This window comes from Paenibacillus sp. S28, from assembly GCF_016624415.1.
Taxonomy (GTDB): Bacteria; Bacillota; Bacilli; order Paenibacillales; family Paenibacillaceae; genus Paenibacillus_AQ; species Paenibacillus_AQ favisporus.
The window spans coordinates 184369-209848 of sequence record NZ_JACVTM010000006.1 but is presented as its reverse complement, the minus strand read 5'-3'; the positions used below and the strand labels follow the sequence as shown (position 1 = coordinate 209848).

Annotated in this window: 21 protein-coding genes; 8 read left to right on the top strand and 13 right to left on the bottom strand. The window is 54.2% G+C overall.

The genetic code is table 11. From position 1 onward, the window contains the following. The first annotated feature begins 433 nt into the window (after positions 1-433). Complete coding sequence (locus IAE55_RS16700; protein WP_105443571.1) at positions 434-673, top strand: hypothetical protein; 240 nt, start codon at positions 434-436, stop codon at positions 671-673. Between the two features lie 42 nt (positions 674-715). Here IAE55_RS16700 and IAE55_RS16695 read toward each other — a convergent pair whose 3' ends face one another. The 3 genes from IAE55_RS16695 to IAE55_RS16685 all read right to left on the bottom strand — a co-directional run bounded on the left by IAE55_RS16695 (position 716) and on the right by IAE55_RS16685 (position 2355). Continuing rightward, entirely contained in the window at positions 716-1363 is a 648-nt protein-coding gene (locus IAE55_RS16695) for an S-layer homology domain-containing protein (protein WP_145156803.1), read from the bottom strand. Positions 1364-1592: 229 nt separating this feature from the next. Continuing rightward, on the bottom strand, positions 1593-1730 hold the full coding sequence (locus IAE55_RS16690) for a hypothetical protein (RefSeq protein ID WP_163872756.1): 138 nt from the start codon (positions 1728-1730) through the stop codon (positions 1593-1595). Positions 1731-1827: 97 nt separating this feature from the next. Further along, on the bottom strand, positions 1828-2355 hold the full coding sequence (locus tag IAE55_RS16685; RefSeq protein WP_200633295.1) for a hypothetical protein: 528 nt from the start codon (positions 2353-2355) through the stop codon (positions 1828-1830). 211 nt (positions 2356-2566) lie between these two features. On the opposite strand from IAE55_RS16685, the gene IAE55_RS16680 reads away from it, so the two are divergent. After that, positions 2567-3193 (top strand): FMN-dependent NADH-azoreductase, encoded by a 627-nt coding sequence (locus tag IAE55_RS16680; RefSeq protein ID WP_200633294.1) that lies wholly within the window; start codon positions 2567-2569, stop codon positions 3191-3193. A gap of 97 nt (positions 3194-3290) precedes the next feature. Here the strand turns inward: IAE55_RS16680 and rsgA are convergent, their stop codons facing one another. Continuing rightward, positions 3291-4379 (bottom strand): ribosome small subunit-dependent GTPase A, encoded by a 1089-nt coding sequence (gene rsgA / locus IAE55_RS16675; RefSeq protein WP_234489613.1) that lies wholly within the window; start codon positions 4377-4379, stop codon positions 3291-3293. A 436-nt stretch (positions 4380-4815) separates the two neighbouring features. After that, positions 4816-5151, bottom strand: coding sequence for a DUF2087 domain-containing protein (locus tag IAE55_RS16670; protein WP_234489612.1), 336 nt, complete (start codon positions 5149-5151; stop codon positions 4816-4818). Positions 5152-5541: 390 nt separating this feature from the next. Between IAE55_RS16670 and IAE55_RS16665 the strand changes: the two genes are divergently transcribed. Together IAE55_RS16665 and IAE55_RS16660 are read left to right on the top strand one after the other, a co-directional pair. Continuing rightward, complete coding sequence (locus tag IAE55_RS16665) at positions 5542-6531, top strand: YpdA family putative bacillithiol disulfide reductase (protein ID WP_152402365.1); 990 nt, start codon at positions 5542-5544, stop codon at positions 6529-6531. A gap of 76 nt (positions 6532-6607) precedes the next feature. Beyond that, the gene (locus tag IAE55_RS16660) at positions 6608-7060 is read left to right on the top strand and encodes a DUF441 domain-containing protein (RefSeq protein WP_076167888.1); all 453 of its coding nucleotides are present in this window, start codon (positions 6608-6610) and stop codon (positions 7058-7060) included. Positions 7061-7143: 83 nt separating this feature from the next. Here the strand turns inward: IAE55_RS16660 and IAE55_RS16655 are convergent, their stop codons facing one another. Next, the gene (locus tag IAE55_RS16655) at positions 7144-8892 is read right to left on the bottom strand and encodes an ABC transporter ATP-binding protein (RefSeq protein WP_200633293.1); all 1749 of its coding nucleotides are present in this window, start codon (positions 8890-8892) and stop codon (positions 7144-7146) included. Between the two features lie 380 nt (positions 8893-9272). On the opposite strand from IAE55_RS16655, the gene IAE55_RS16650 reads away from it, so the two are divergent. After that, positions 9273-9788, top strand: coding sequence for an ADP-heptose synthase (locus IAE55_RS16650; protein WP_076167894.1), 516 nt, complete (start codon positions 9273-9275; stop codon positions 9786-9788). 149 nt (positions 9789-9937) lie between these two features. Here IAE55_RS16650 and IAE55_RS16645 read toward each other — a convergent pair whose 3' ends face one another. The 6 genes from IAE55_RS16645 to IAE55_RS16620 all read right to left on the bottom strand — a co-directional run bounded on the left by IAE55_RS16645 (position 9938) and on the right by IAE55_RS16620 (position 19971). Then, complete coding sequence (locus tag IAE55_RS16645) at positions 9938-10672, bottom strand: DUF1961 family protein (RefSeq protein ID WP_200633292.1); 735 nt, start codon at positions 10670-10672, stop codon at positions 9938-9940. 54 nt (positions 10673-10726) lie between these two features. Further along, a complete protein-coding gene (locus tag IAE55_RS16640) occupies positions 10727-13330 on the bottom strand; it encodes an exo-rhamnogalacturonan lyase family protein (protein ID WP_200633291.1) in 2604 nt (867 codons plus the stop codon). A gap of 287 nt (positions 13331-13617) precedes the next feature. Beyond that, positions 13618-15963, bottom strand: coding sequence for a helix-turn-helix domain-containing protein (locus IAE55_RS16635; protein ID WP_234489639.1), 2346 nt, complete (start codon positions 15961-15963; stop codon positions 13618-13620). A 400-nt stretch (positions 15964-16363) separates the two neighbouring features. Further along, positions 16364-17965 carry an extracellular solute-binding protein gene (locus IAE55_RS16630; RefSeq protein WP_200633290.1) on the bottom strand — a complete coding sequence of 534 codons (1602 nt, stop codon included), beginning with the start codon at positions 17963-17965 and terminating at the stop codon, positions 16364-16366. 132 nt (positions 17966-18097) lie between these two features. Continuing rightward, complete coding sequence (locus tag IAE55_RS16625; RefSeq protein ID WP_076167901.1) at positions 18098-18982, bottom strand: carbohydrate ABC transporter permease; 885 nt, start codon at positions 18980-18982, stop codon at positions 18098-18100. A gap of 26 nt (positions 18983-19008) precedes the next feature. Beyond that, a complete protein-coding gene (locus IAE55_RS16620; protein ID WP_200633289.1) occupies positions 19009-19971 on the bottom strand; it encodes an ABC transporter permease in 963 nt (320 codons plus the stop codon). A gap of 156 nt (positions 19972-20127) precedes the next feature. Between IAE55_RS16620 and IAE55_RS16615 the strand changes: the two genes are divergently transcribed. Next, positions 20128-20550 (top strand): Beta-galactosidase C-terminal domain, encoded by a 423-nt coding sequence (locus tag IAE55_RS16615; RefSeq protein ID WP_200633288.1) that lies wholly within the window; start codon positions 20128-20130, stop codon positions 20548-20550. A gap of 81 nt (positions 20551-20631) precedes the next feature. On the opposite strand, the gene IAE55_RS16610 is transcribed toward IAE55_RS16615, so the two are convergent. Beyond that, positions 20632-20952, bottom strand: a complete 321-nt coding sequence (locus IAE55_RS16610; protein WP_200633287.1) for a HesB/YadR/YfhF family protein — start codon at positions 20950-20952, stop codon at positions 20632-20634. A gap of 526 nt (positions 20953-21478) precedes the next feature. Here IAE55_RS16610 and IAE55_RS16605 point away from each other — a divergent pair. Continuing rightward, the gene (locus IAE55_RS16605) at positions 21479-23224 is read left to right on the top strand and encodes an ABC transporter ATP-binding protein (RefSeq protein ID WP_145157524.1); all 1746 of its coding nucleotides are present in this window, start codon (positions 21479-21481) and stop codon (positions 23222-23224) included. A 17-nt stretch (positions 23225-23241) separates the two neighbouring features. Then, positions 23242-25326, top strand: a complete 2085-nt coding sequence (locus IAE55_RS16600) for an ABC transporter ATP-binding protein (protein ID WP_200633286.1) — start codon at positions 23242-23244, stop codon at positions 25324-25326. Positions 25327-25480 lie beyond the last annotated feature (154 nt).

Genomic DNA, 25480 nt, shown 5'->3' with positions numbered 1-25480 from the left:
AATATGAAAACTTTGTAACCTTATGATAATGTAACATCAGTGCATAATCCTGTCAATTTGTGACATTTTAACTAGTTTAATTCTCGACCTTCTAGAGTTTTATAGTTCTTATGTACTATTTTTAGATGAATTTATCTGTATGTAAATGATTTTATATCCATTTTTAAGGAGATACTGGTCCTATTTTATCACTCCGAAAATAATACCTGATACCCAGTTTCACAGGCAGATTCAAGGAAAGCAAGTTCCCTCTTAAAAGATTTATAGCCTTGAGCCGCAGCTTTTGAAAACACACAAAAAATCGGAAGCCTCTAATTATATTCACTTCCGAAAAATTGTGTGCAATTTAACTATTTATAAGTTTTCTTTAAGGTTTTTTTAATATTTGGCAGGTAGAATACAGGTATGGAATAACACGAATGAGGTGATTTCTATGAGAATACTAATTAACTTCCAAAACAAAGTAGTACCCGTATATTTTACAACCGACTGCAAACAACCTGCTTCGAAAATATTGAAGCTGCTGAGCGGCACCTTGGAAAATAAAATTCAAAACGGAAAAAGAGCACTTCAGAAATGCTTGAATTCGCTGATCAGCATTGAAATCGAAGGTTCCGAAGCCATCCTTCACAGCAAGAGCGAAAACGACACCCTAGCACTGTCCCTCTATTAAGAGGGATGGTGTTTTTTTGTTTAATGAAGGCAGCGTTCCCAACTACTGATGGGATTCCACAAAAGCCACTGCATCGTAGACCATGGCGGCAGCCTCGGCACGGGATATCGGATCCTTTGGATGGATGTTCCCTTCCGGGTCTAACGCCGTAACCTTATATACCAAAGCACGCTCAATCGTTCCCTGGTACGATGGGGTAATGTTCGCCTCGTCGCTGATTTGAATATATATTTTCGGTAAAGGATATGCCCCGGTGCGCTCGATGCCCTGAACCAGATAGTGAATAAACTCTTCACGGGTCAGCGTCCGGCCGGGTTCGATGCTAGCCGGGATATCCAGTTCATTATAATGGGCAACGATAAAAGGCTGTGCGTACCAGGCGTCATTGGCGACGCGGGTGAACACGTCTTTTGCCTCCGGCTTCTTAATAAATGCGATGCCATCCAGATTCAGCTTCAGCGACTTGACGATCATCGTCACGCCTTGCGACGCGATCAGACCGGCTTGCGGCCGGAATTCGTCGCCAGTCATCCCCTGTACCAATCCACGGGCATGAAGGCTCTCAATTTTTTCTTTCTCCTGGACTCCGGTTAAATCCTTAAAGGAATCGTCCGCGTAGATTTGCGACGGTGAAGCGGCCAGGCCGATCAGCGCCGCGATCACAACGGCTCCCTGCAGCAATTTGTTCACGATGCATCCACTCCATGCGTAATATTTTCCAATCTGATCTGTTTGACGGCTTGGTGGATAGAAAGGTTGCAAAGAAAGGTTGCATTGACGGGTAAAAGGGCACAAAATAACCCCACAAAGTGGGGCTCCTTCATTAAAGCTATTTTGGCATTTTCGGGGGACCTTGCAAAAGGATAAAGTTCGATATCGTAAACCAGTATTCCGTGAAGGCTCCCCTGATCGTCATGAACTAGTGTCTGCCCATATGGAAACCGGTTGCTCTTTCTGCTTTCTGGATGCGGATTTTGAACAGCTGCACTAGATTGGCGCGCGTATGTTCTTCTTGGCAGGAGTCCAATTTTTTTAAAATAAAGCGGTCAATGGACATGCCCATCCTCTCCTTGTCATTGAATTTTCCTTATAAACCCAGGAAGTTTCTTCCTGTTTTGAATATATACCCAGCCGTTTCCGCCTTTAATCAGCGCCTAGCGGCGCAGGTGATGCTCGGCTTCCCTCATCAGCAGCATCATTAGAACATTTATGACAAAAGACGCCACAATCAGCACGAGCCCGAGAATGAGCGCCGCAGCTGGAAGCAGGGCAGCGATGAGCAGGACGACGAACATCGCGGGCACGAGCAGCAAATACCACCGCCAGCGCTGGAGAGCCATGCTTTGAAACTGATACAGACCTCTCCTTCCAGCCAGAGCGCCGATTCCCTGACAAATATGAAACACCATGTACAAATTCAGAAGGAGGATGATCAGGCCCAGCGGAATTCCGATCGCTGAAGAAGCCCGGGGCAAGACCGACAAAACAAGGGCAAGAGCGGACACACCAAGCAGGACAGCCGCCGTGTTCCCGGCTTTGCGAAAATGCTCGGAGCGCCGGTTCAGCTTGGCCAGCCCCACATAGAACAGCAGATAGCCGATCACGTCGGGTAAAATGTCAAAACCGTTGATTTGGAAATCAAACATAAACAAAAATCCCCAAAACAGATGATAAAAGCCCATCCTTCCCCCACCTCCCTATTCCTTACTATTATATATTGGAATGACTAGTCCCATTATGACCAGGAAAGAAAGCGCTTTTACATAAAATATTTTCGTCATCATTCGACATCTGTTTCTGCTCAAAAAAAATATTTTTTTGACTTTTTAAACATTTTAATTTACTATATTTATCATAGTTAGTGACTATTTTATACTTAAAGGAGTTTACACCATGTCTACTGTACTTTTTATCAAAGCAAACAACCGTCCCATTGACCAGGCGATCAGCGTGAAGCTGTATCATGCTTTCAAGGATTCCTACACGGCAGCTCATCCGGAGGACGAAATCGTGGAGCTGGACCTGTTCGCCGAACAGCCGCGTTATTACGACCATACGACGATTACCGGCCTGTATAAAACCGCCAACGGCATCGAAACGACACCTGAGGAACGTGAAGCGGCAGCGATCGCCGACCGCTACCTCGATCAGTTCCTGGCCGCCGACAAAATCGTCTTCGGCTTCCCGCTGTGGAACATGACTGTTCCGGCCGTGCTTCATTCGTACCTGGACTACCTGAACCGTGCAGGCAAAACCTTTAAATATACGCCGGAGGGCCCTGTAGGTCTGGCTGGCGATAAGAAGGTCGCTATCCTCAATGCGAGAGGCGGCATCTATTCCGAAGGCCCTGCCGCTGCCAGCGAAATGGCCGTCAACTTCGTTTCGCGCAGCATGGGTCTGTTCGGGATCCAGAATGTAACGACCATTATCGTTGAAGGCCATAATCAGCTTCCGGATCAGGCTGCCGCATTGGTTGAAGCCGGTGTAGCCAAAGCTGCCGAAGCCGCCAAGAACTTTTAATCCTGCTTATCTGCTTATAAAATGATTTGCACGGAAGCTGGACAACGATCTCCAGCCCAAAAAACCACGATGGTATCCATCGTGGTTTTTTGCTGACTTATTCATCCATCAGCTGCTTCGTCCAATAGGATGAGGATTTGCGCGGGGCCCCACTTTTGGATCCCCGCCCCTTCGGATCAGCCTTGCGCCTGCTTCGTGCTTCTTTTACCGCTTGAAACTTCAGCTCCCGCTGCGTCTTATGGTAATTAGACAGCCGCCGCTCCTCCAGTACGCCTGCTTCCACCGCTTCCCGGACGGCGCATCCCGCCTCGCCTTCATGCTTGCAGTCCGCAAAGCGGCACCGGCCGCCGATCTCCTCGATGTCGGAAAACGCTTGGGCCAGACCTCCTTCGTCTTCGAACAGCCGCAGTTCCCGCATGCCGGGCGTATCGGCCATGATGCCCCCTTGGGGCAGCAGGAACAGCTGGCGGTGCGTCGTCGTATGGCGCCCGCGGCTGTCATCATCGCGGATCCCTTGAGTCTTCTGCACGCCGGCCTCGGACAACCAGTTGACGATGGTCGATTTGCCGCAGCCGGATGAGCCGGTCAGCGCCACGGTGATCCCTTCTCCCAGGTAAGCGGAGACGATGTCGCGTCCCATATCTTCCAGCGCGCTGATGGCGTGAACCGGCACCCCCGGAGCCGCCCCTTCCATCTCAGCGACCTTCAGCTCCGCGTCCGGGCATAGATCGGCCTTGCTGAGCAGTATAACCGGGGTCACGCCGCTGTTCCAGGCCATGATCAAATACCTCTCCATGCGCCTGACGTTAAAATCGTCATTGAGCGAGCTGACCAGGAACAGCGTATCGACGTTGGAGGCGATGATCTGCTCATTAACGGTGGCGACTCCTGCGGCCTGCCGGGAGATGCAGGTTTTACGTTCCAAGACGCCGTGAATGATCACCCGCTCTTCCTGCTCCAGCACCTGAACTTCCACCCAGTCGCCCACAGCCGGCAGCTCGCTTCGGTCCTGATGCTCATGCTTCAGCCTGCCCGATATTTCTCCCCATACTTCCCCGGCTGAGGTCCAGACCCGGTACATTTGACCGAAGTCGCTGACGATGCGGCCGGGAACGTGCTGTTTGCGATCTCCCTGCAGCCATTTCTGCTGCCAATCCGTATTCCATCCATAATGCTCTAAATTCAAGTAAAAATCCCTCCAATTAGTGAATGAATGACAAAAAGCCCCCGAAGCTTAGGCTCCGGGGGCATGACTTCTGAATCAATCAGAAAGCATTTCCCTTTTATGCGCAAACCGAAACGTCCGGAAAAAGGCACACCAACTCTGTGATGCCATACCGAAACGTTACCGAACGCAAAAAAGCCGCGGCAACCCATGTAGGTCTCCGCGGCTTATTCGGCAAACATGAAACCATGCCTGCTGATGAAATGCCGTATGATCAGACGTGAATCCTCAAATCCGATCGATTATCCAGCCGTCAAAGGAGACCATATATAAAATGTTAAAGGGGTCAAGTTCCATACAATGCTCTTCATCATTTTATATCGTCTCCTTTCCTGTCATTTGCTGCCATCATATACGGAATGCTTGTTTCATGTCAAGCTTTAATTTCCGGACGGGATCAAACCTGCTCCCACTTCGTCCACTGATCCTTGGGGTTCATTTCATAAATGTCGTTATCCCGAGACATATACCGGTGAATGATAAACTCGCGCCGGATCGTTGCGTAATCATCATGAAACTGCTGTATAAACGCGTTGATTTCTTTCTCAGTGTAACGGCGCCCCGGCTCAAGCTTCTCCACCAGATGCTGCATGGCGATCAATTTCTTCTTGTACTGGGCTGGTATTTGCGCCAGCCTCCCGTCCGCCGCAAAAAAGTTCCTCAGCACCGCCGCCTTCATGGCCTCGTTCATTGGATCGGAGGTTCCCTTCTGCATTTCGTCTGCTTTACTCATATACATGTCAGCTCCCTTCATTGCTCATTCGATGTTCGGCCGGACCTCCTTTGATAAATCCCGTGAAAGGTTGGGTAAAATATACCGAGCGCTGTCCGGAAGGAACCAGGCTGCAACTGATCTCCTGCCATCAAACCGGATAGCCCGCCGAAATACCGAAATAATAATTTTAATAAACATCTAATTTTATATGTATCTAATATTATGTCTCTCAAACGAATTTGTCAACGGCACATGTAAAAATCACCGTATATGCAGCATGTTCACGTAAAAATGATCAGCCGCATGCACACCTTGTGCGGATCTCTATTGGCTGTCCATGGTGGTTTTTACCGGAAATTTGCGATACGATAAAACGTGAGTGGTTTATAGACAGAGGAGGAGAAATTCATGCAAGACGTCATTATTATCGGAGCCGGTCCATGCGGGCTATCGGCCGCCATCGAATGCGGACGCCGCGGACTATCGACACATATTATTGAGAAGCACTGCTTGGTCCACTCCATTTACCTGTATCCGACCCACATGCAGTTTTTCAGTACGGCTGAGCTGCTGGAGATCGGTGATGTGCCGTTCCCTTCCCCGAACGAGAAGCCTTTTCGGTACGAGGCCCTGTCCTACTACCGCAAGGTAGCGGATCATTACGACTTGTCCATCTCCCAGTACGAAGAAGCGCTGTCCGTGGAGCGGCAGCCGGATCATTCCTTTGTGGTACATACCGTTGACCGCAGCGGACAAAAACATCAATATGAAGCCAGAAACGTCGTGATTTCCACCGGTTATTTCGACCACCCGAATTACATAGGCATCCCCGGCGAAGATCTGGATAAAGTTACGCATTACTTCCGCGAGGCCCACCCCTATACCGGGATGAACGTGGCGATCATCGGCGGCAGCAACTCGGCAGTTGACGCAGCCATGGAACTGATTCGTGTTGGGGCAAACATCCATATGGTCTACCGGGGAGAGGAGGTTTCCGAGAACATCAAGCCGTGGGTGCGCCCGGTGTTTGAAGCGATGGTAAAAAAGGGGAAAATAGAGGTCCACGTGCAATCCAAGGTCACCGAAATTCGGGAGTCGTCCATCACCATTGAAGATAAAGACGGGCATACGACCGAAATCGATAACGATTTTGTGCTTGCCTTAACCGGATTCCGGCCGGACCGGAAGCTGCTGGCCTCCTGCGGCGTCGAACTGGATGGGGATATGGAGAAACCGCTGTTTAACCCGGAAACGATGGAGAGCAATGTGCCCGGACTCTACGTGGCAGGCGTCATCGCGTCCGGCCGCAATGCGAACGAGGTCTTTATCGAAACCGGCCGCAAGCACGGCGGGTTGATAGCCGAGCATATCGCCGCCGTTCGGGCTTCGCAGCAATAACCATTTCATGGAAGTCAGTCCGCGTCGACATACACATCAAAATGCGGCGGTACTTTCGGCTGCCAAAAGAGAGGAGATGTTCCGTACGGATTTTACATCACTGATCCTGCTGATTCTCGCCGCCCTCGGCATAATCAGCAGCAACACGACCATTACCGTGGCGATGACCATCCTGCTGCTGCTGCGGGTGCTGCATCTACAGCAGGCGTTTCCCTGGCTGGAGAAGTACGGGCTGACACTGGGCATCATTATCCTGACCATCGGCGTCATGACACCGGTGGCCAGCGGAAAAATGAGCCTGCAAATGCTCGGAAGCTCCTTTCTGAACTGGAAGTCCCTGCTGGCGATCGCCATCGGGATGCTGGTCGCTTATCTTGGCGGCCGCGGTGCCTCACTGATGTCGGCCAATCCGACCATCGTCGCCGGACTGCTCGTCGGAACGGTACTTGGCGTCGCCTTGTTCAAGGGCGTTCCGGTAGGGCCTTTGATTGCGGCCGGGCTGTTGTCCCTGCTGATCGGCAAAAGTTAAAAAAAGAGGCGCCCGCTATGGGGCACCTCTTCTGAATGTTAAGAGACCCGGTCTTTTGAAGACGCGGGTTTCTTCTTTTTTGTTTAAACCTCCAGGTGCTGCACATTATACAGCCGTGCATAACTTCCGTCCAAAGCCATCAGTTCGGCATGCGTTCCCTGTTCCGTAATCATCCCGTGCTCCATCACGACAATTTGGTCCGCGTGGGTGATCGTGGAAAGCCGATGGGCGACGATCAGCGTCGTCCGGTTTGAAGCCAGCGATTGCAGTGCCTGCTGAATGAGATGCTCGGACTCCAGGTCCAGTGCGGAGGTTGCCTCGTCCAGCACTAGAATTTCCGGATTTTTCAAAAAAACGCGGGCGATGGCCAGGCGCTGCTTCTGCCCACCGGACAGCTTGACGCCCCGTTCCCCGACTTCCGTCTCATACCCGTCCGGCAGATTCATGATAAAGTCATGGGCGTTGGCCGAAACCGCAGCCGCTTGAATCTCGTCCATGCTCGCCTCGGGGTTGCCGATCAGAATGTTGTCCTTCACCGACCCGCTGAACAGGAAGTTATCCTGCAGCACCATACCGATTGAACCCCGCAGGCTTTCAAGGGTCAGCTTCCGGATATTCTGCCCGTTAATGGACACGCTGCCCTGCTGAATGTCATAAAATCTCGGGATCAGCGAAATGAGGCTCGATTTGCCGCCTCCGCTCATGCCAACGAAAGCGACGGTCTGCCCGTGCTTGATATCGAGGCTGATATCCTTGAGCACCCAGTCGCTGCCCTCATTGTATTTAAACCACACCTCGTCAAACGAAATATGCTGAACCGGCCCCTGAAGGGTTTTCGCGTCCGGCGCATCGACAATATCGTACGGCTCCTTCAGCAATTCCATGACTCTTTCCAGCGAAGCGGAGGCCTGCGTCAGCACTGAGGAGGAGTTGATCAAACGCTTGAGGGGCGCATACAGCCTGTCCAGATAGCCGAAAAAGGCGACAAACGTGCCCAGGGTCAAATCATGATGGATCACCCGGTAGCCGCCGTACCCGATCACAAGCAGCGGGGCGATATCCGTCAGTGTGTTGATGATCGAGAACGTCAGCGCGTTCCATCTCGTCTGCGCCAGCGCTTTGTTCAGGAAATTCTGGTTGATGCCCGTAAACTGCTTATGATCGAAGCGCTCGAGGGTAAAGCTCCGGATCACGGAAATTCCCTGGATCCGTTCATGCAAATACGCCTGAATGCCGGCGAGCGCCTGAGAACGGTCCTTGGTGAGCTTCTTGAGACGCTTATACAGCACATTGACCGCGATCCCGTAAAGCGGAAGAATGGCGATGGACACCAGGGTCAGCACCGGGTTCAGGTACAGCATCACCCCCAGCACAATCAGCAGCGTGAACATGTCCAGCCAAATGTTCATCATGCCGACCTCAACGATATTTTTCGTCTGCTCCACGTCGTTGATAAAACGAGAGATGGCCTCGCCTACCTTCGTATTCTGGTAGTAGCGGAGCGACAGGCGCTGCAGGTGCGCATACAGGCGGTTCCGCATGTCGAACAAAATCCGGCTCGTGATCAGTTGGGCAAAATACTGCCGTAAATATTCGACCGGCCCCCGCACGATAATAAACAGGACGAGCGCGCCCCCTAAAATGAGAAACAGCCGGGTAACCTGCTCCGATACCGTCATTTTCGGGTTAAGCAGCAGGTCATCCACTACATATTTAAGAATCATCGGCAGCGTCAAAGGGATGCCGAATTTGATCATGCCGATGATCAGCGTACAAATAATCCATTTCGTATAAGGTTTAACAAACCGGTAATAAGCTTTCCAATATTCCAAAAAACATTCCCTCTCCTTTCTGGCTGTCAATCAGGCTAATGGCGTGGGTAGAGGCGAATATGCGCCGGCAATCCGGACGCCTCCTATATCATACCTTGTTCAGGTCAGCCGCATCCGCTGCTTGGCGCAGGATCCCATCCGCCCGGCCGCGGCATGCGGCAAACCGAAGCGCTCCTCCCCTTCCTGCAGGAAAGCAGCGGCCATAATCGGTCCGATCCGGGCTGAATTGCCTTTTCCTAACGCTCATGAGTTGACATTTCCCCCCTTCAATGATTAGATATCCTTAAATGTAAGATCGGACTTTGTTCCTGTATCGATCATTATACATTATCCCGGCAAGGTCAGCTTGGGTTAGATACTTAGGATTCAGGAGGTTCTTGATGTCTAGACAATTCGTTACAGAAGCGGTCATGGTGGCGATCTATGGAGAATTGCTCCAGACGAGCGTCCCGGTTGAATATATCGTGCCTTACACCAGCCTGCTGGAGCTGTATGAGCTTCAGGACAGCGACGAACCGCTGATGAGCTCTGCGGAGGATGACAGGTACGTGAAGGCCAGAATCAAGGAGCTGACCGCCTATTTCGAGGAACCGCTGAACAAGAAAAAAATTCAGAAAGCGCTCCATATGCCTTGGGCCAAGAGTCCTTCGATCCTCCTTGGCGAATCGGCGCGGATTACGGTCATCAACGCGATGGACACCGCTCCCTATGGCGAGCTGTTCGACCCGGTTGAGACGGAGCTGCTGCTGTCCTCGCAGCGGGAGGAAGCCCCGGTGCTCACCGATCAGATCGAGCTGATCCAGCGGATCGTCGAGGCTGCTGTGCCTGTGCATGTTTTTGATATCGAGGATTTTCAGTTTGCGGTGGAAACCGATAACTATACGCAGCACATTTAATAAAATCTCGATCAGCAGCAAAAACTCCTTTCCAGGCGGAAAGGAGTTTTTATTTTGTCTGGATTTGCGCCGCCCCAATTTTTGCTGACAGCCCTCCGCAAAGCCGAATCCATAAGCATCCAGCGGCCTGATCTATCAGGATGCGCCGGTTAAGGATCGCTTTTGGCATATACGGTTAAATTGGCATACTCGGCAATCAGCGGCGCCATCTGGCGGAAGCCAAGCTTGCCGCCTCCAAGCGGCGGTCCGTAGGATACTCCGTCGTCTTCCCACACAAACAAGGGGAGATCGTTGACGGCAAAGGTAATTAGCCTCCCCTCCTTGACGATTAGCATCCGGTAAGGGCCGTCCGCATCCATCACGCCTGGAATGGGGTCGGCCCCTTGCGCCACCAGATGAAAGCCGTAGCTTTTGCGCAAATTGCATGTCTGAAACCTTCGCTCCTCCGTCCATTTCCTCCGGAAGTAAGACACGTGAAAGGCGTTCATATCGCCATGATGATACTGATCGTATTCTCCCGTTCGCGGCTTGAACGAAGGGTCGAACAAATCCATGCCCTCCCTGCCGCTTGCGCTGAAAAACATGATCGCGAGACCCGGCTCGCGCACCGGCCAAAAATCCCAGGACATGGCGGCCTCCACCGGAAAATCCTGCGGGCACCACAGCACAAAATTGGCTCGCTGCCCCTCGGCCTCGTCCAGCACGCTTTCGAGACGCATCCGGCCCAAAGGAAACGTGACGGCAGCCTCTCCTTCCATTCGAAAACCGGTAACATGCTCCGGCTTCGCGAGCGGATTCGCGTAAATCCTGTCCCACCCTTTAGGAATAAGCGGGCTGCGGGTGTCCTGCGTGTTCCCGCCCCCGGTCGATGGATCCGTTTGCATCGATTGTGCGTACCTCCTTCCGAGGGTGGCCGGAATGGCCTCCTCATTGAGCCGTCATACCTGCGCTTTCTGCCCGGCCGATACCGCTTCCTCCGGCAGGGCGTCCGGGATCAGCGCCAGGCTGATGATCGTATTCAGCGACCACTGCGACGCCTCGTTCGTGTTCATCCAGTCAAACTCGCGCAGGTCGTTAACGTAAGTGACGGCCGCGGCGTCTTTCTCAAGGTCCGTACAGGCAAACCGGTGCCCAAGCAGTGTCGACCAGGCAAAATCAGCCGTCCGTTGATCCTTCCGGTACCAAGCCCCATACGCAACGAGCGCCAATGTTAGCACCGGATGCTCAAACCGCTGCGTGCTGATGACCCCGCCTGTGATCTGGTCCTTTTCTTCCTGTGAAAGGTTATAAAAAATGCCGAAATCGGCCATCATTTCGTTCCATTCTTCATCCTTCAGCATGGCGGACAGTTCGAACCACACCTGCGGCGCTCCCATGCAGAGGGCCAAATGGCGGCCCCAGTTGTCGTCGCCCATCGGCGTCAGCACGCCGGTTTGCGGATCGTAGCCGTAGGTAGGGCCGGAAATCAGGCCGTAATTGGCCTGCTTGATGCATGCAATGCCGGTCAGCAGCTTATCGCGGTAGAATGTATCCTCCTGCCGCTCCCAGCGGGTCATCCAGTTTGAACTGAAGGCGGCCCAGTCGGGGCCGACCCGGATATGCGTCTTGTGCTCGTCTTTCGGAAAATAGGCCCGCATCGGATCGATGTGAACAGTCGTATAATCGGCGTCCCTCGCCTCGTCCATCATATCTCCGATCCGTTCGTCCCCCGTTAAATAGTAGTAGTACCGGTGCAGGCCGGCCATGCCGATCCGGGCTTCCTTGCAGCCGCATCCCCAATGGACGACGTTGTGCCGGGAGCCGAGCCCGGCGTATTCGCCGAAATGGTATACGTCGACCTCGCTCGTATGCCGCGTCATCGCTTCCGCCATCCGGAAAATATCTTCGCGTCCCGAGCGTAAAAACATCAGCCACAGCCACATGTTCGGAACCAGCTCCGTATTCTGCCACGCGCAGCCGCCCAGGTCGTAATTCCAGACGTGGCGGGCCGGATCGTAGCTGTGCATGAAATCGCCGTAATCCCAGAACCCGTACCAGCGCCGCTGTTCCACCTCCCTTTGGTAGAAAGCGATGATGCCGTCCAGCCTCTCTTCCAGACGTGCTTTGACCGGTGTCTCCCGGTCCGGCAGGCTCCAGATGCCGAATGCGCCCTGGCTGTGCAGGTAGTCGGGGTCGCACGCAAGCTGCGGAGGTGATTCGTTATACACCGCGTAAGCCTCCAGTTCCGCCGGCGAAGGAGTCGATTCGCGGCACCAGATCGTCAGCTCGCTCGTGTTCGCGACGCCGTAAGGGGTCGCCCTCATCTCCTCCGCGCCTTCATACGACGATTCGACATGCGTCTTCGTATCGTAATGGCGCATGTCCATGGCGGGAGCTTCCGGCGACCAGAACCAGGCGGTCAGCTGCGCCTCGTCTCCCGTCAGCCCGTGCGCTTCCATGCCGGCGGGGTGCTTTTGCCAAAAATGGCGCATGGCCAGCGCCAGCCCCCCGCCTGGACCGCCGACGTAGGCGACGCCGCGCGCTCTGCGGCCTTCGGCGGCTTTGACCCAGCTGCAGCCGGGCTGCGTCCGCTTGAATATCCGGTAATGATCGGCTGAGAGCTGTGCCAGCTTAAAACCGTCCCAGCAAGCCGATTCGTCCAGCAGGTTCATAAAATAATCGTCGTCCATTTGTTCGTCGGTCAGCTTCTCGCCATCCAGCTGACGCTTGAACAGGTCCATATATCGGCCTTTCGTCCGGCGCGTATGCAGCGTCTTCGGCGATTCGCTCAAAAAGCCGGTATCGCCGGCGAACCGGACGTGGCGGTTATAGAGCTTCTCCCGCATCGGCAGCGCGAACCGGATCCCGAGCCCCTTCACAAAGTCTTCGTTCGGATTGCCGTCGTAAAAAAACGTGTGCACGATCCGGATGGACTCCAGCCCCGCGTAAGCGTATAGCCGCAGCGAAAACGGCAGCCACTCCCCGGTCCCGTTCACAGCGCGGTGCCGGCCCGTCAGCTTGACGACCGCTCTCACCGGACCGGCCTGCTCCACCTTCGCTGAATAAATCCGGGACTGATAGCGCTCTTCCCGGATCGTGCGCGCACCGGTCAGCTCGCTTACACTTTCCTTCATGGCGACCAGTTCGCCGCCGGAGCAGACGAGAATTCCGCCCCGGTGTATGCTGCCTATAATCCGGCTGCCGCTCTTCGGAATATGAAAAGAAAAAACCCCCGTGTCCACATGGATGCCTTCATCCGTCTCGCTAACGGACAACGAAGGCGCTGATGCCGCTTGTCCAGCTTCCCCTTTCTCGACGACATACCTAGAGGGTACTCCCGCGGGAAAAACCGCCGCATGCGCCGTCCATTTGACACTGCCGTCCGGCCAATACGCGGCCGGCCAGCTCTGCAGGTGGGGAGCTTCACCACCCTCTTGAGCCTGCAGCGCCAGCGGCTCGTTTCTCTGCAACTGTCCTTCCTTCCACGGCATCCCCCAGGTCACCCCGGCCGGAACCGTCGGGGCGTCCTTCAGCCAACGTACGTCTACTCGGGTTTCGTTCATGGACTCATCTCCTTTTGGCAATTCGTTTGCTTCCGCTTTTGTCATCACGCCTTCAGTGTAGAGAACGGCCGTTTTCCCGGCAATGACACTTTCTTGGCGGGCCCGGTGCGGCAGCATTGCACGTTTTCACCCGGCTTGCACATTCTTGCAGCGGGGCGGGCACCTTGGGAATGCATCCTGAAAAGCATGCTTGGCAGGGCTCGGCGAAGTGGCAAGCAGCATAAAAAGCCGGCAGCGGTCTCTTGTTGAGCCGCTGCCGGCTTCGTCCGTAACTGTATCACTGACGCCTATTCCGCCCGGCTCAGCTCACGGTAGCGGGTTGGCGTCATCCCCTCAAGCTTTTTAAAGATCCGGTTAAAATAGCTGTGCTGGTAGCCGACCTGCTCGGCGACGGTGTTGATCTTCAGCTCCGATTCCCGCAGCAGCTCCTTCGCTTTTTCCAGGCGCAGCTCGGTCAGATAATCGATAAAGTTTTTGCCGGTAACCCGCTTAAACGACTTGCTCAGAAAAAAAGGATTTGTGCCGATATGGTCGGCACAGTTATCGAGCGAAATATCGAGCATGTAGTTCTGCTGCATGTAGATCATCGCCTGCTCCATCAGCTGTTTGACCTGGCAGTCCGACCGGTTCGTCAGCTCCTGCATGAACGGAGCGATGACCTTCGCCTCGAACCAGTCCCGGAAGGCAGCCGGCTCTTTCATCTGCGAGAGCTGCTCATACAAATTGGCGCCTTTGAACAGCCGGTTCGGCTGGATGCCGGATACAAGGATCGCGTGCTGGACAGATCCGAGCAGATGGAGCATTCCCTGCTGGACATCGATCGCCTTCGCTCCTTGTACGGACAGCGCATTCTGAAAGTCGGCGAGCAGAGCCCGGGCATCCGCTTCCTGTCCGGTGCGAAGCGCCTGCAGGAACTCCCGCTCCAGCGTAAACGGATACGGAGGCTCAGCCCCGTCTTCGTAGTTCAGCTGTTCCATCTCGATGATCTGATTGTCATGCTCGAAGTTGCGGAAGCTTGCGGCATGCTTCACCCCTTCAAAGGCGAGCGGAATGTCGCTGATGCGGTTCATGGTCCGGCTGACGGCGATGGTGACGCGCATGTTGAGCAGCCGGTTGACCGCTTGCGTCAGCTCCTCGCTGAACACCTTGATCGGCTCTGTACACGGCTCACCTTCCGGCAGGATCAGCAGCACGCCCGATCCGAGATCGTGGAAATTGATCGTACTGCTCTGCTCGAAATGGGCGGCTGCCAGTTCTTCAATCATGTTGACCGACGCAAAAGTGACCAGTCCCTCGTCCCCGAACTTGAATTTCCCCTCCATGGCGGCGATGCCCGTCAATTGAACGTACAGCACGACGAACTGCTTGCCGTGCACCTGCCATCTGTACCGTTCCATACGCGAGCGCAGATCCTCCTCCGAATAGGCGTACAAATACCCCTGCAGCAGCTGATGGAGAAAGCTTTCCTTCACGTGGGGCAGCTGCTCGAGCAGCTTGCCGCTCAGCTCCCGGCTCTCCCGGCTTAAGTGCTGCCACTGCCGCTCGATGATGGCAAATTCGTCGACGCTGCCCATTCCCGCTAAGGAAGCGTGCGGCTGCAAATTCGCCATCAGCCGTTTGACCGGCGAATACATCCGCTTCGAGGCAAGCCACGCCAGCAGCACCGCCAGCAGGAGAGCACTCGCGCTGACCGCCAGAATGACTTTGGATATCAGCACAACCGGGGCCGTAATGTTTGTAATCGGCGAGGCCGACACGTACAGCCAGTTGTCCATGATGCGTGCGAAATAACCGTACGTGACCGCATAGGTTTTACCGTTCCATTCAAAGAGAAAGGACCCTCGGGCCTTCCCATCGGATTCCACATCACCGCGGACCGCCTTGACAAAAGACGAATCCATCCGGTTGCCGTTAGCGGAAACGTAGAGGCCGCCGCCCGCTTCCATCAGAAAGTTCTCCCCATCAGCATAAGGAGTCAACGTCCTCAGCACCTCTGCGACTTGATCGTTGTCCAGCCTGATGACCAAAGCCCCGAGCGGATTCGAGCTGCCACCCGGGATGAGATGCACAAACGTCAATTCCGTCTTACCCTGCTGATCAGGGTCAAGCGCCTGCTGTGTCCAATACGTGGTCTTCCCCGCATCCATCAGACGTTCGTACCGGGAGATGAGCTGCCGGTCATTCAAGGCGGAGTATTCCGGATAAAACAATATCGGCTGGTCTCCGCGCAAATAAAGGCTGACGTTATGGATCATCGTATTGGAGCCCTGCATCACCAGCAGCGTGTTCGTGATATCGCGCGTTTTTTCAAAGTCGCGCACGAAGTCGTGGCCCCTCAGCGATTCATCAAAGCGCGAGTCAAACGCCCAGTGCGCCAGCATCATTTCCAGGTTGGACAGCTGCTTATCAATGTTCAGCGACCGCTGTTCGATCTGGTCATTATGGAGCTTCAGCAGTTCCTTCTCCAGCCTCCCGCCAGCCATGGAGTACACAAAAATCCCGGTGATGATCCCGGGTATGCCGGCCACGAACAAGAACATAATCAGGCTTTTTCTGTAAAAGCTGCCCGATCCGCCGCCAGATAAGCGGGCCATTAGCGACTTCCATCCATTCATCGTCAGCTCACCAACCATATCCAAAATTTGTCGTCCCCGCCTTTATGGCGAGCCTTATGTCCTTTAAATATGTAAGCGTATACAATTAACCATACATAAAAAACTCTTTAGAAAACAGTACCCTCTGCTCCACGGGTATGTCCAGCATGAAATCCGAGAAAATCGTTCAAATAACCGGGGATACGGAAATAACCCCACGACGTGGGGCTTTCTGCTTGCTGTGAAATCAGGTGTTTTACGGTACCCCGAATATAATAATGACTGTTCGGAAAAAAGAGGCCGGAGCCTCTCCAATCCGTTCACGGCCACCGGCTAAAGGGTACAGCTCCAGTCCCCCAGCCGGTCACCGCTTCAGCCTCCGTCCCCTAGGCGGACGATTTCTTGGAACAGCCGCACTGGTCACTTACGCTGGGGCCGGTCAGGACTTCGAGGCAGCGTACAGCTCGTTGATCTCCTTCACATAATCGTCGCCGCCCGATTTTTTCCACAGCTCGATCGCATCCCGCCAGCCCTTCTCGTCGATCTGGCCGACGATAAATTTGATCCGGGCATCGTTAATGATGTTGCCAAGCTGCTGCCCTTTTTGCGCGTACACTTCGGAAATGAACGGCTCCGCCGGATTGGCGACGATCGTGTCCCGGTTTTTCAATTGAACCTCCGTCTGCTTCAAGCGAAGCGGCGTTTGGGCCACCTGGAGCCCTTTGCCTTCCGGAATGTACGGCACCATCTGATTCAGCCCTTCGACTTCCGACTCGAGCAGCACCGAGTCCGAGCTTCTCTCCAGCGTCTTGTCGTCGATCTTCTTGTAATGTTTGCCTTCAAGCCCGAAGCTGGTCAGCGTCTGCAGGTCCGGTTCGTTCAGCTGGTCGAGAAACTTCAGGATGCGGTCGACCTCTTCTTCGCTCTTTACGCTCGATTTCGGGATGGCCAGCAGCCCGGCGAAACCCGAAGTCGGCAGCGTATGAATTTGTCCGTCCGGACCGGTGACGGCGCCGAACACGTCCACGTACTGCTCCCTGGAATCTTCTTTGCCTGCGTCCTTAAGCGCGGCATGAATTTTGTCGTCGGCGCGGGCCGCTCCGTCCACGACGTCGATAATGGCTCCGGCTTGGCCATTCACCAGCGGATCCGTCCACTTGGCTGAATCCATCACGGCGAAATCCTGATTGACGAGCTTCTCGTCGTACAGCTTCTTCATAAACTTGAGCGCTTCGAAATATTCGTCGTATTCGAATTCCGGTACCAGCTTGCCGTCCTTTTCGCCCCACACGTTTGGCGCGCCGAACCACAGCTTGATCTGGTCGAAACCTGCTCCCCAGCCTGCCGTCCATTTGACCATCACCAGACCGTACGTGTCGTCCTTGCCGTTGCCGTCCGGATCCTTCTCCTTAAACGCCTTCAGCATGTTATAGAAATCGTCAATCGTTTTCGGCTGCTGCAGGCCCACCTTCTCCAGCCAATCCTGGCGGTAATATACGCCGTTGCGGCCAAGCTCGCGCCCGCGGTAAATACCGTACGTTTTGCCGTTAATTGAGGAGTTGTTCAGAATGACTTCATTGGCCTGACTTAGGTTCGGATAATTTTTCAGCTTGTCGGTCAGGTCCCAAAAAGCCCCTGATTTTACGGCGCTCACGAAGCTCGGACCTTTCGAATCCGGTACGTAAATAATTTTCGGCAGATTTCCGGAAGCAAGCGTAATGTTGAATTTATCGCCGTATGAAGCGTTCGGCACCCATTCGAAATGGATGTCCGTGTTCGTCAGCTTCTCGAGTTCTGCTGCAACGGGGCTGTCATCCTTCGGATAGTTCGTTTTAAAAATCGGGAGCATAATGTTCAGCTTAAGCGGCTTCTCCGCCTCCGCGGAAGCGTTTGCAGAAGGAGCTGCGGACGAGCCGCCCGAGGCGCCCCCGCTGCTGCTGCTGCCGCTGCCGGATGAGCAGCCTGCGAGCGCTGCGGCGCAAACCGTGCTTAGTATGAGAAATGTGGACACGCGTTTCGCTTGCTTTTTCTTTTTCTTCACGAAAATAGCCTCCCTTTAACGTTAGATCATATTGCAAAACCGCCCGGGCTCCAAGTGAAAAATCAGTGTTGATTTGTATAAATTCCGGAGCATTTTGGCGGGATCACGCGGTGAACAGACTGACTTATACCTTTAACCTTTGACCGAGCCCAGCAGAACCCCTTTGGCGAAGTGCTTTTGCAGGAACGGATACACGCACAGAATCGGAATCGTGCCGACGACGATGACGGCCATTTTGATCGATTGGTCCGGCGGTTTCACAAAATTCGGATCCATCGAGTTCAAATCGCCCGCTGCCGCCTGTGACAGCAGGACGATCTGGCGCAGCATGACCTGCAGCGGCCATTTTTCCGGATCGTTAATATACAGCAGCGCTGCAAAGAAATCGTTCCAATGCCCCACGGCGTAAAACAGGGTGAAGGTGGCGAGAACGGGCATCGAGAGCGGCAGCACGATCCGCCATAACAGCCCCAGCTCGGAGCAGCCGTCGATGCGGCCCGCCTCCTCAATTTCCTTCGGTATCTCCTGAAAAAAGTTTTTGACGATGATCAGGTTAAACGCGCTAATTGCACCAGGCAGCATGAGCGCCCACAGCGAATCGAGCAGGTGCAGCTCCTTGACGACCAGATACGTCGGAATCATTCCTCCGCCGAACAGCATGGAGAAGATGACGAGATTGAGCACCAGATTGCGGCCGTAAAGTCCCCTCTTGGCCAAGGAATAGGCCATCGTGACCGTAAAAAACAGATTGACGAGCGTACCGATGACGGTAACGTAAATGGAAACGCCGATGCTTTTGACGATCGTCCCGGTCGAAAAGATAAACTCATAAGCCGCTAAGGTAAAGGTTTTCGGGATAAAAAACACCGCCCTCTGCGTCAGCTCCGCGTCCGAAGCGAAGGAACCCGCAATGACGTAGACGAAAGGAAGCACGGCGGCCAGCCCGAACAGCGTTAGGACGATATAGTTAGCCACGTCGAAGGTGACGCCGGCCGCGGTCCTGTATTGCTTGGCCATGGATGGATTTCCCCTTTCTGAATGGGTTAGTACAGTCCGGATTCGCCGATTTTTTTCGCCAGCCAGTTCGTGCCGAGCACGAGCGTGACGCCGACGATCGATTTGAACAGCCCGACGGCCGTACTGTAACTGAACGCGCCCTGCGTAATGCCCATCGCGTACACGTAAGTGTCGAACACTTCTCCCACCGTGCGGTTGAGCGGATTCAGCATCAAATAGATTTGCTCAAAGCCGTTATCCAGTACGCTACCCATCCGCAGGATCAGCAGGATCACGATCGTGCTGCGGATCGCCGGCAGCGTCACATGCCAAATTTGCCGCCAGCGGTTCGCTCCGTCGATCGTCGCGGCCTCATACTGCTCCACGTCGACGGCCGCCAGCGCCGCCAGGAAAATAATCGTTCCCCAGCCGCATTCCTTCCAGATCGTCTGCAGGATGATCATCGGCCTGAACCATGACGGATCGGACAGAAACTGGATTTTGTTGCCCGTATATTGGAAGAGCAGCTCATTGACGGTGCCGCCCTCCGTCGTCAAAAACACGTAAGTCAAGCTCGCCACGATGACCATCGAAATAAAATGCGGAACGTAGATCATCGTTTGGATAGTCCGCTTGAAGAACGCGAGCCTGACTTCGTTCAGCAGGAGCGCCAATATAATCGGAGCCGGGAAGAAGAAAACCAGATTGTAGAACGACAGCAGCAGCGTATTGCGCAACAGCATAAAAAACTCGGGATTTTCAAAAAACAGGCGGAAATGCTCGAAGCCCACCCATTCGCTTTTCCAGAACCCGGTGAACGGCTGATAGTTTTGGAAGGCCAGCAGCACGCCCCACATGGGCACATATTTGAATATCAAAAAATAAAGCAATCCGGGGAGCATTAACAGGTATAGCCATTTGTCCCTGCGCAGCCTGGCCGCGATGCTCGTGCGGTAAACCGCCGGCTTGGACGCTTGCGGAAGATTCCCTTGGGCCGTCGCCTGCTCCATCGCTTTCCACCTCCATATGTGTTCATCGCCTCGCGAGCGTTGTGGCCTAATTATGGGTCAACGCTTTCTTTTCCGGCAATGAGACATTTTTGAAGACTCCTGTAATGTGGGTTTACGGCACTTTTTAAAAAAGTGCAAAGCCGGCAAAAGAGTGTTATGCCGCCATATTCGCGCTGCAAAAATATCCGATTGCCTTCACCGCTCATCGGCGGTCCATCGCCGGGCTTGTCCTTCCTGACGGAAATGAAGCGGGGGCAAGGCAGAATCGTGCTGCTCGGCTCGCTTCCTGCAGGAGACGAAGGCAGTGAGATGCTGGAGCGGATGCTGATTCATTACGGGAAAGAAGCGAACGTAACGCGGATGGCGGAAGTGACGGCCGGCACGATCGTAGCGCCGCGCGAATCGGAGACGGAGGAAATATGGGTCATTGTCAACATGAACGGAGAAGGGGGAAGCGTGACGCTGCCTCGCGAAGGAATCGATAAGCTGAGCGGTGAACGCGCCGCCGCCGGCCGGTTGGAGGTTGGCCGCTACGAATACCGCATGATCGGTTTCTCCTCCGTCTCCTCCCGGAAGTGACATGAATAGTCCATGCCTTGCAGTCAGCAAAAGAAAAGCCGCATTCGCTTGGTTTAGCGGATGCGGCCGGTTCAGCCTAATTTAAGAAGTGGCGGAAGTGTTATGTTCCCGCTCTGCTTCATATACATATTCAATGTCATCGTAAGCTGCCAAATAATTGACGACCAGATCGTATCCTTGCAGATACCAGGTGTCCTGTTCTTCTATGAAAAAGGCCACGCCCTCAAGCTCTTCCTTCAGCACCGGATGCTCCGGGTTCTCCACGGAAATGCCGAGCGAAAATCCGGGATGCAGTCCGCCGCCCGAGCTGTAGCGGGGAAAAAAGCGAAGCGAAGCGCCCTCTTCCAAATTCAATTCTCGTTTATACCAGCGTGCAGCGTCTGGGCTGATCCGCAGTTCCATCTGGTTTCACTCCCTCTCTCTAATTCTGTATGTTCATAAGTACATCATAACATTTTTTTGCGGATTCCTGAAAATATAAATTGACAGCTCTCTTGACGCGATGATAAAATTTTCTGCATACGAGATCCGTTTTCAATTTATTCCCAAATGAACCCGGCAAGGTCGTGTCCTTGATACGCAAGTGCTCCCTGCTCGGGCTCAAGACCAACATCAACAAGAAAGGGTGAGTTCTGTGTTCAATATGATAAATTTTCATCCACGCAACCATCATCAAGATCTTTATCAATTGAATACTGGAGTAGCCCTGCTGGTGAGGCCTTCTTAAGGAGCGCGATGAAGTCGTGCCTCTTGGAGCCATTGAATATTAACCTTCCGCGGTACGGCTGCTCACACTCAACCGTACGCATGATAAATGTAGGATTGCAAGGCATATCGTCCGTATACGGATGGTATGCCTTTTTTAATTTTCCATGAACTCCGCAAGCAAGAACTGCCGGCATTTTAGACATGAGAGGAAGTGAAAGTTTTGTTTTCCGTACTTAAAAACCTGGGCTGGTTTTTCCGCCAGGAAAAGAAGCGTTACCTGATCGGTTTGATCATGCTGATCCTCTGCGGAATCGGCGAGCTGTTTCCCCCGCGTTTTCTCGGAAACGCCATCGACGAAATCGTCCGCGGTTCGATTACCTGGACTTCGCTGACACGGTATATTGTGCTGATTCTCGGTACGCTCACCGTGATTTACATCATCACCTACATATGGATGCACAAGCTGTTCGGCGGCGCTAACCTCGTGGAGCGCATCCTGCGTTCCCGCTACATGAACCAGCTGCTGCGCATGGTCCCTCCGTTCTTCGAACGGAACCGGACGGGTGATTTGATGGCCAGAGCCACCAACGACCTGCGTTCTGTCGCCAACACGGCGGGCTTCGGCATGCTTGTGATGACAGACTCTACGGTGTACCTCAGCGTTGTGCTGCTGGCGATGGGCTTTCTCATCAGCTGGAAGCTGACGCTCGCCGCTATCCTGCCGCTGCCGTTTATCGCCCTGGCCATGAAAATTTACGGCAAGGTCATCCACGAGCGGTATACGGCTGCTCAGGACGCGTTCGGCGACATGAACGACCAGGTGCTGGAGTCGGTCGCCGGGGTGCGCGTCATCCGGGCGTACGTTCAGGAGCGTGAGGACCAGCGCCGGTTCAAGGAAATTACGGACGATGTGTACCACAAAAACATGCGGGTCGCCAAGCTGGACGCCCTGTTCGAGCCGACCATCCGCTTATGCGTAGGCGCAAGTTACGTGATCGGCCTGGCTTTCGGCATTTATCTCGTTTTTAAAAATCAAATTACCCTGGGGGATCTCGTATCGTTCAATATGTACCTTGGGATGATGATCTGGCCGATGTTTGCGATCGGTGAGCTGATCAATGTCATGCAGCGGGGCAGTGCCTCCCTCGACCGGGTCAATGAGACCTTATCGGTCGTGCCGGACGTTCAGGATGCGCCCGATCCGGTTCGGGTGGAGCGTCCCGACACGATTGAGCTGCGGGATGTCACGTTCCGGTATCCGACCTCATCGGTCGACAATCTGAAGCACATTAACCTGACCTTGCATAAAGGCCAAACGCTCGGCGTCGTGGGACGCACCGGCAGCGGTAAGTCGACGCTCTTGAAGCAGCTGCTGCACGAGTATCCGACGGGAACAGGCGATATTCTGATCTCGGAGGTTCCGATCGAGCGCATTACCCAAAACCAGCTTCACAGCTGGATCGGCTATGTTCCGCAGGAACAAATCCTGTTCTCTAAATCGGTCCGGCAAAATATCCAGTTCGGCAAATTCCAGGCCGAAGACGACATCATTATGGAAGCAATCGCGACAGCTGCGTTTGACAACGACCTGCACACGCTCGCAGCCGGCCTTGACACCCTCGTCGGCGAGAAAGGCGTATCCCTTTCCGGCGGCCAGAAGCAGCGCGTATCGCTGGCCAGAGCGTTCATCTCCGATCCGGAGATCCTGATTCTCGATGACGCCCTCTCCGCGGTCGACGCCCGGACCGAGGCGCGGATCATCGAAAATATCCGCAAGCAGCGCTCCGGCAAAACGACGCTGATCTCCACGCACCGCCTGTCCGCCATCGAACATGCGGACTGGATCGTGGTGCTGGATGAAGGAGCCATCGTCGAACAAGGAACCCACGCGCAGCTGCTCTCCAAAGGCGGCTGGTACCGCGAGCAGTTTGAACGGCAGCAGGTCGAAAACAATTTGTCCACTTAAAAATGAGGTGTAAACCTATGAATTCCAAAGCTAGCGTAGGCAAGCGGCTGTTCCAGTACGCCCTATGCGCCAAAGGCATCTTTATCGCGGCCATCATCGCCCTTGCGATCGGCGTCGGCGCCGAGCTTGCGGGCCCGTTCATCGCCAAGACGATGATCGACGATCATATGCTGGGTATTGAAAAGCCGTATTTTGAAACGACATCATCTGAAAACGCCGTATCCTACAACGGCCATTATTACAAGCGCGGTGACCGCTTCGGTGAAGGAGAAGCCAAAGGCCAGGAAGTCCGGCTGCTGCAAACCGGACGGGACTTTTATTTTGTCAACCAGCCCGTAGCCAATCCAGACGGGGAGCGCAAATTCGAGAACGGACAGCTGACGATCAGCCGCGGCGGCGCTGTGGAAACCTATCCAGCCGCCAAGCTGTCCGCGAGTGAGCTGTATTCCTTCTACAAGCTGGAAATTCCGGGTATTTTGAAGCTCGTCGGACTGTACTGCATTTTCCTGGTGATCAGCATCTTTACGGAATTCGGCAAAACGTACTGGCTGCAGTCTTCCGCCAACAAAGTCATCCAGAAGCTCCGGACTGACATCTATGCGCATATGCAGCGGCTTCCGGTGTATTTCTTCGATACACTGCCTGCCGGCAAGGTAGTCTCCCGCATCACCAATGACACCGAAGCGGTCAAGGACCTGTTTGTGGCGGTGCTGTCGAACTTCAGCTCGGGGATCATCTACATTACCGGGGTGTATATCGCCTTGTTCCTGCTGGACGTCCGGCTCGGCCTCATCTGCTTGTTCGTCGTCCCGCTGCTGATCGTATGGATCGTGCTCTACCGGAAATTCGCGACCAAGTACAACACGATCATCCGGTCGCGCTTAAGCGAAATTAACGCCATCATCAATGAGTCCATTCAAGGGATGTCCATTATCCGCATATTCCGCCGGCAAAAGCAGACGTCCGAAGAGTTTGAAGCCTTGAACGACGACTATATGAAGCATCAGAACAAAATGCTCAATTTGAACGCGTTAACGACGCACAACCTGGTCAACGTGCTGCGCAGCTTTTCCTTTGCCGTGATCCTCTGGTACTTCGGCTTTGGCACGCTGACCGGCGGCAGCGCCGTGTCGCTCGGCGTGCTGTATGCCTTCGTCGACGTGCTGGGGCGCCTGTTCCAGCCGATCACCGGTATGGTCAATCAGCTCGCCGCCCTGGACTCTTCCATGGTCTCGGCCGGCCGCGTATTTACGCTGATGGATGAGCCGGGCGAAGACGTGACGGACGGGAGTATGCCGCGGTACAAAGGCAACGTCGAGTTCAAAAACGTCTCCTTTGCCTACAAGGAAGACCATTATGTCCTGAAAAACATCAATTTTGAAGCGAAGCAGGGACAGACGGTAGCTTTGGTCGGCCATACCGGTTCCGGCAAAAGCTCGATCATCAACCTGCTGTTCCGGTTCTATGACCCGCAAAAAGGGACGATCACCATCGACGGCCAGGAAGTGACCGCACTGCCGAAGCAGTGGCTGCGCCATCATATGGGCATCGTCCTCCAGGATCCGTACCTCTTCACAGGTACGATCGCCTCGAACGTCAGCCTGGGCGACGCAAAAATTTCGCGCGAGCAAATTGAAAAGGCGCTGCGCGACGTCGGCGCCGAGCGGATCCTTGCGCATCTGCCGCAGGGCTTCGATGAGCCCGTCGTCGAGAAGGGCAGCACACTCTCGGCGGGGCAGCGCCAGCTGATCTCGTTTGCACGCGCGCTCGCCTTCGATCCGGCGATCCTCATCCTCGACGAGGCCACGGCCAACATCGATACCGAGACGGAGAGCCTGATCCAATCCGCGCTGGAGGTACTGAAGAAGGGCCGTACGACGTTCATCATCGCGCACCGTCTCTCGACCATCCGCAGTGCCGATCAGATTCTGGTGCTGCACCGGGGCGAGATTGTCGAGAAGGGCAGCCATGACGAGCTGATGAAGCTCGGCGGCAGATACTATCAAATGTATCAGCTTCAGCAGGGCTCTAGTGCAGCGGCACCTGCCACGGACAACGGGATCAAGGCACAGCCGCCGGTTCAGGCGCCTTCACCGGTGTAATTCGCCGGTTCGCTGGGCATCGTCATACGGCCTACATGCTGTGCATCTCGGCCTTAGGTCACTCCGCGGTTGCGTGTCCATCGTTCCAATGCCGTGAAAACAACATAAACGAAAAAACAGCAAAAGGGAGAGAATCCGTAATCGGATCGCTCCC

What these genes read in the sequence shown, in the direction of transcription:
- IAE55_RS16650 (WP_076167894.1), top strand. Translation starts at nt 9,273, where the DNA reads ATGTCTAGACAATTCGTTACAGAAGCGGTCATGGTGGCGATCTATGGA.
- IAE55_RS16660 (WP_076167888.1), top strand. Translation starts at nt 6,608, where the DNA reads ATGTTCCGTACGGATTTTACATCACTGATCCTGCTGATTCTCGCCGCC.
- IAE55_RS16690 (WP_163872756.1), bottom strand. Translation starts at nt 1,730, where the DNA reads ATGTCCATTGACCGCTTTATTTTAAAAAAATTGGACTCCTGCCAAGAA.
- IAE55_RS16635 (WP_234489639.1), bottom strand. Translation starts at nt 15,963, where the DNA reads ATGGTTGGTGAGCTGACGATGAATGGATGGAAGTCGCTAATGGCCCGC.
- IAE55_RS16670 (WP_234489612.1), bottom strand. Translation starts at nt 5,151, where the DNA reads ATGAGTAAAGCAGACGAAATGCAGAAGGGAACCTCCGATCCAATGAAC.
- IAE55_RS16610 (WP_200633287.1), bottom strand. Translation starts at nt 20,952, where the DNA reads ATGGAACTGCGGATCAGCCCAGACGCTGCACGCTGGTATAAACGAGAA.
- IAE55_RS16685 (WP_200633295.1), bottom strand. Translation starts at nt 2,355, where the DNA reads ATGGGCTTTTATCATCTGTTTTGGGGATTTTTGTTTATGTTTGATTTC.
- IAE55_RS16700 (WP_105443571.1), top strand. Translation starts at nt 434, where the DNA reads ATGAGAATACTAATTAACTTCCAAAACAAAGTAGTACCCGTATATTTT.
- IAE55_RS16665 (WP_152402365.1), top strand. Translation starts at nt 5,542, where the DNA reads ATGCAAGACGTCATTATTATCGGAGCCGGTCCATGCGGGCTATCGGCC.
- IAE55_RS16615 (WP_200633288.1), top strand. Translation starts at nt 20,128, where the DNA reads ATGCCGCCATATTCGCGCTGCAAAAATATCCGATTGCCTTCACCGCTC.
- IAE55_RS16645 (WP_200633292.1), bottom strand. Translation starts at nt 10,672, where the DNA reads ATGCAAACGGATCCATCGACCGGGGGCGGGAACACGCAGGACACCCGC.
- IAE55_RS16680 (WP_200633294.1), top strand. Translation starts at nt 2,567, where the DNA reads ATGTCTACTGTACTTTTTATCAAAGCAAACAACCGTCCCATTGACCAG.
- IAE55_RS16640 (WP_200633291.1), bottom strand. Translation starts at nt 13,330, where the DNA reads ATGAACGAAACCCGAGTAGACGTACGTTGGCTGAAGGACGCCCCGACG.
- IAE55_RS16600 (WP_200633286.1), top strand. Translation starts at nt 23,242, where the DNA reads ATGAATTCCAAAGCTAGCGTAGGCAAGCGGCTGTTCCAGTACGCCCTA.
- IAE55_RS16625 (WP_076167901.1), bottom strand. Translation starts at nt 18,982, where the DNA reads ATGGCCAAGCAATACAGGACCGCGGCCGGCGTCACCTTCGACGTGGCT.
- IAE55_RS16620 (WP_200633289.1), bottom strand. Translation starts at nt 19,971, where the DNA reads ATGGAGCAGGCGACGGCCCAAGGGAATCTTCCGCAAGCGTCCAAGCCG.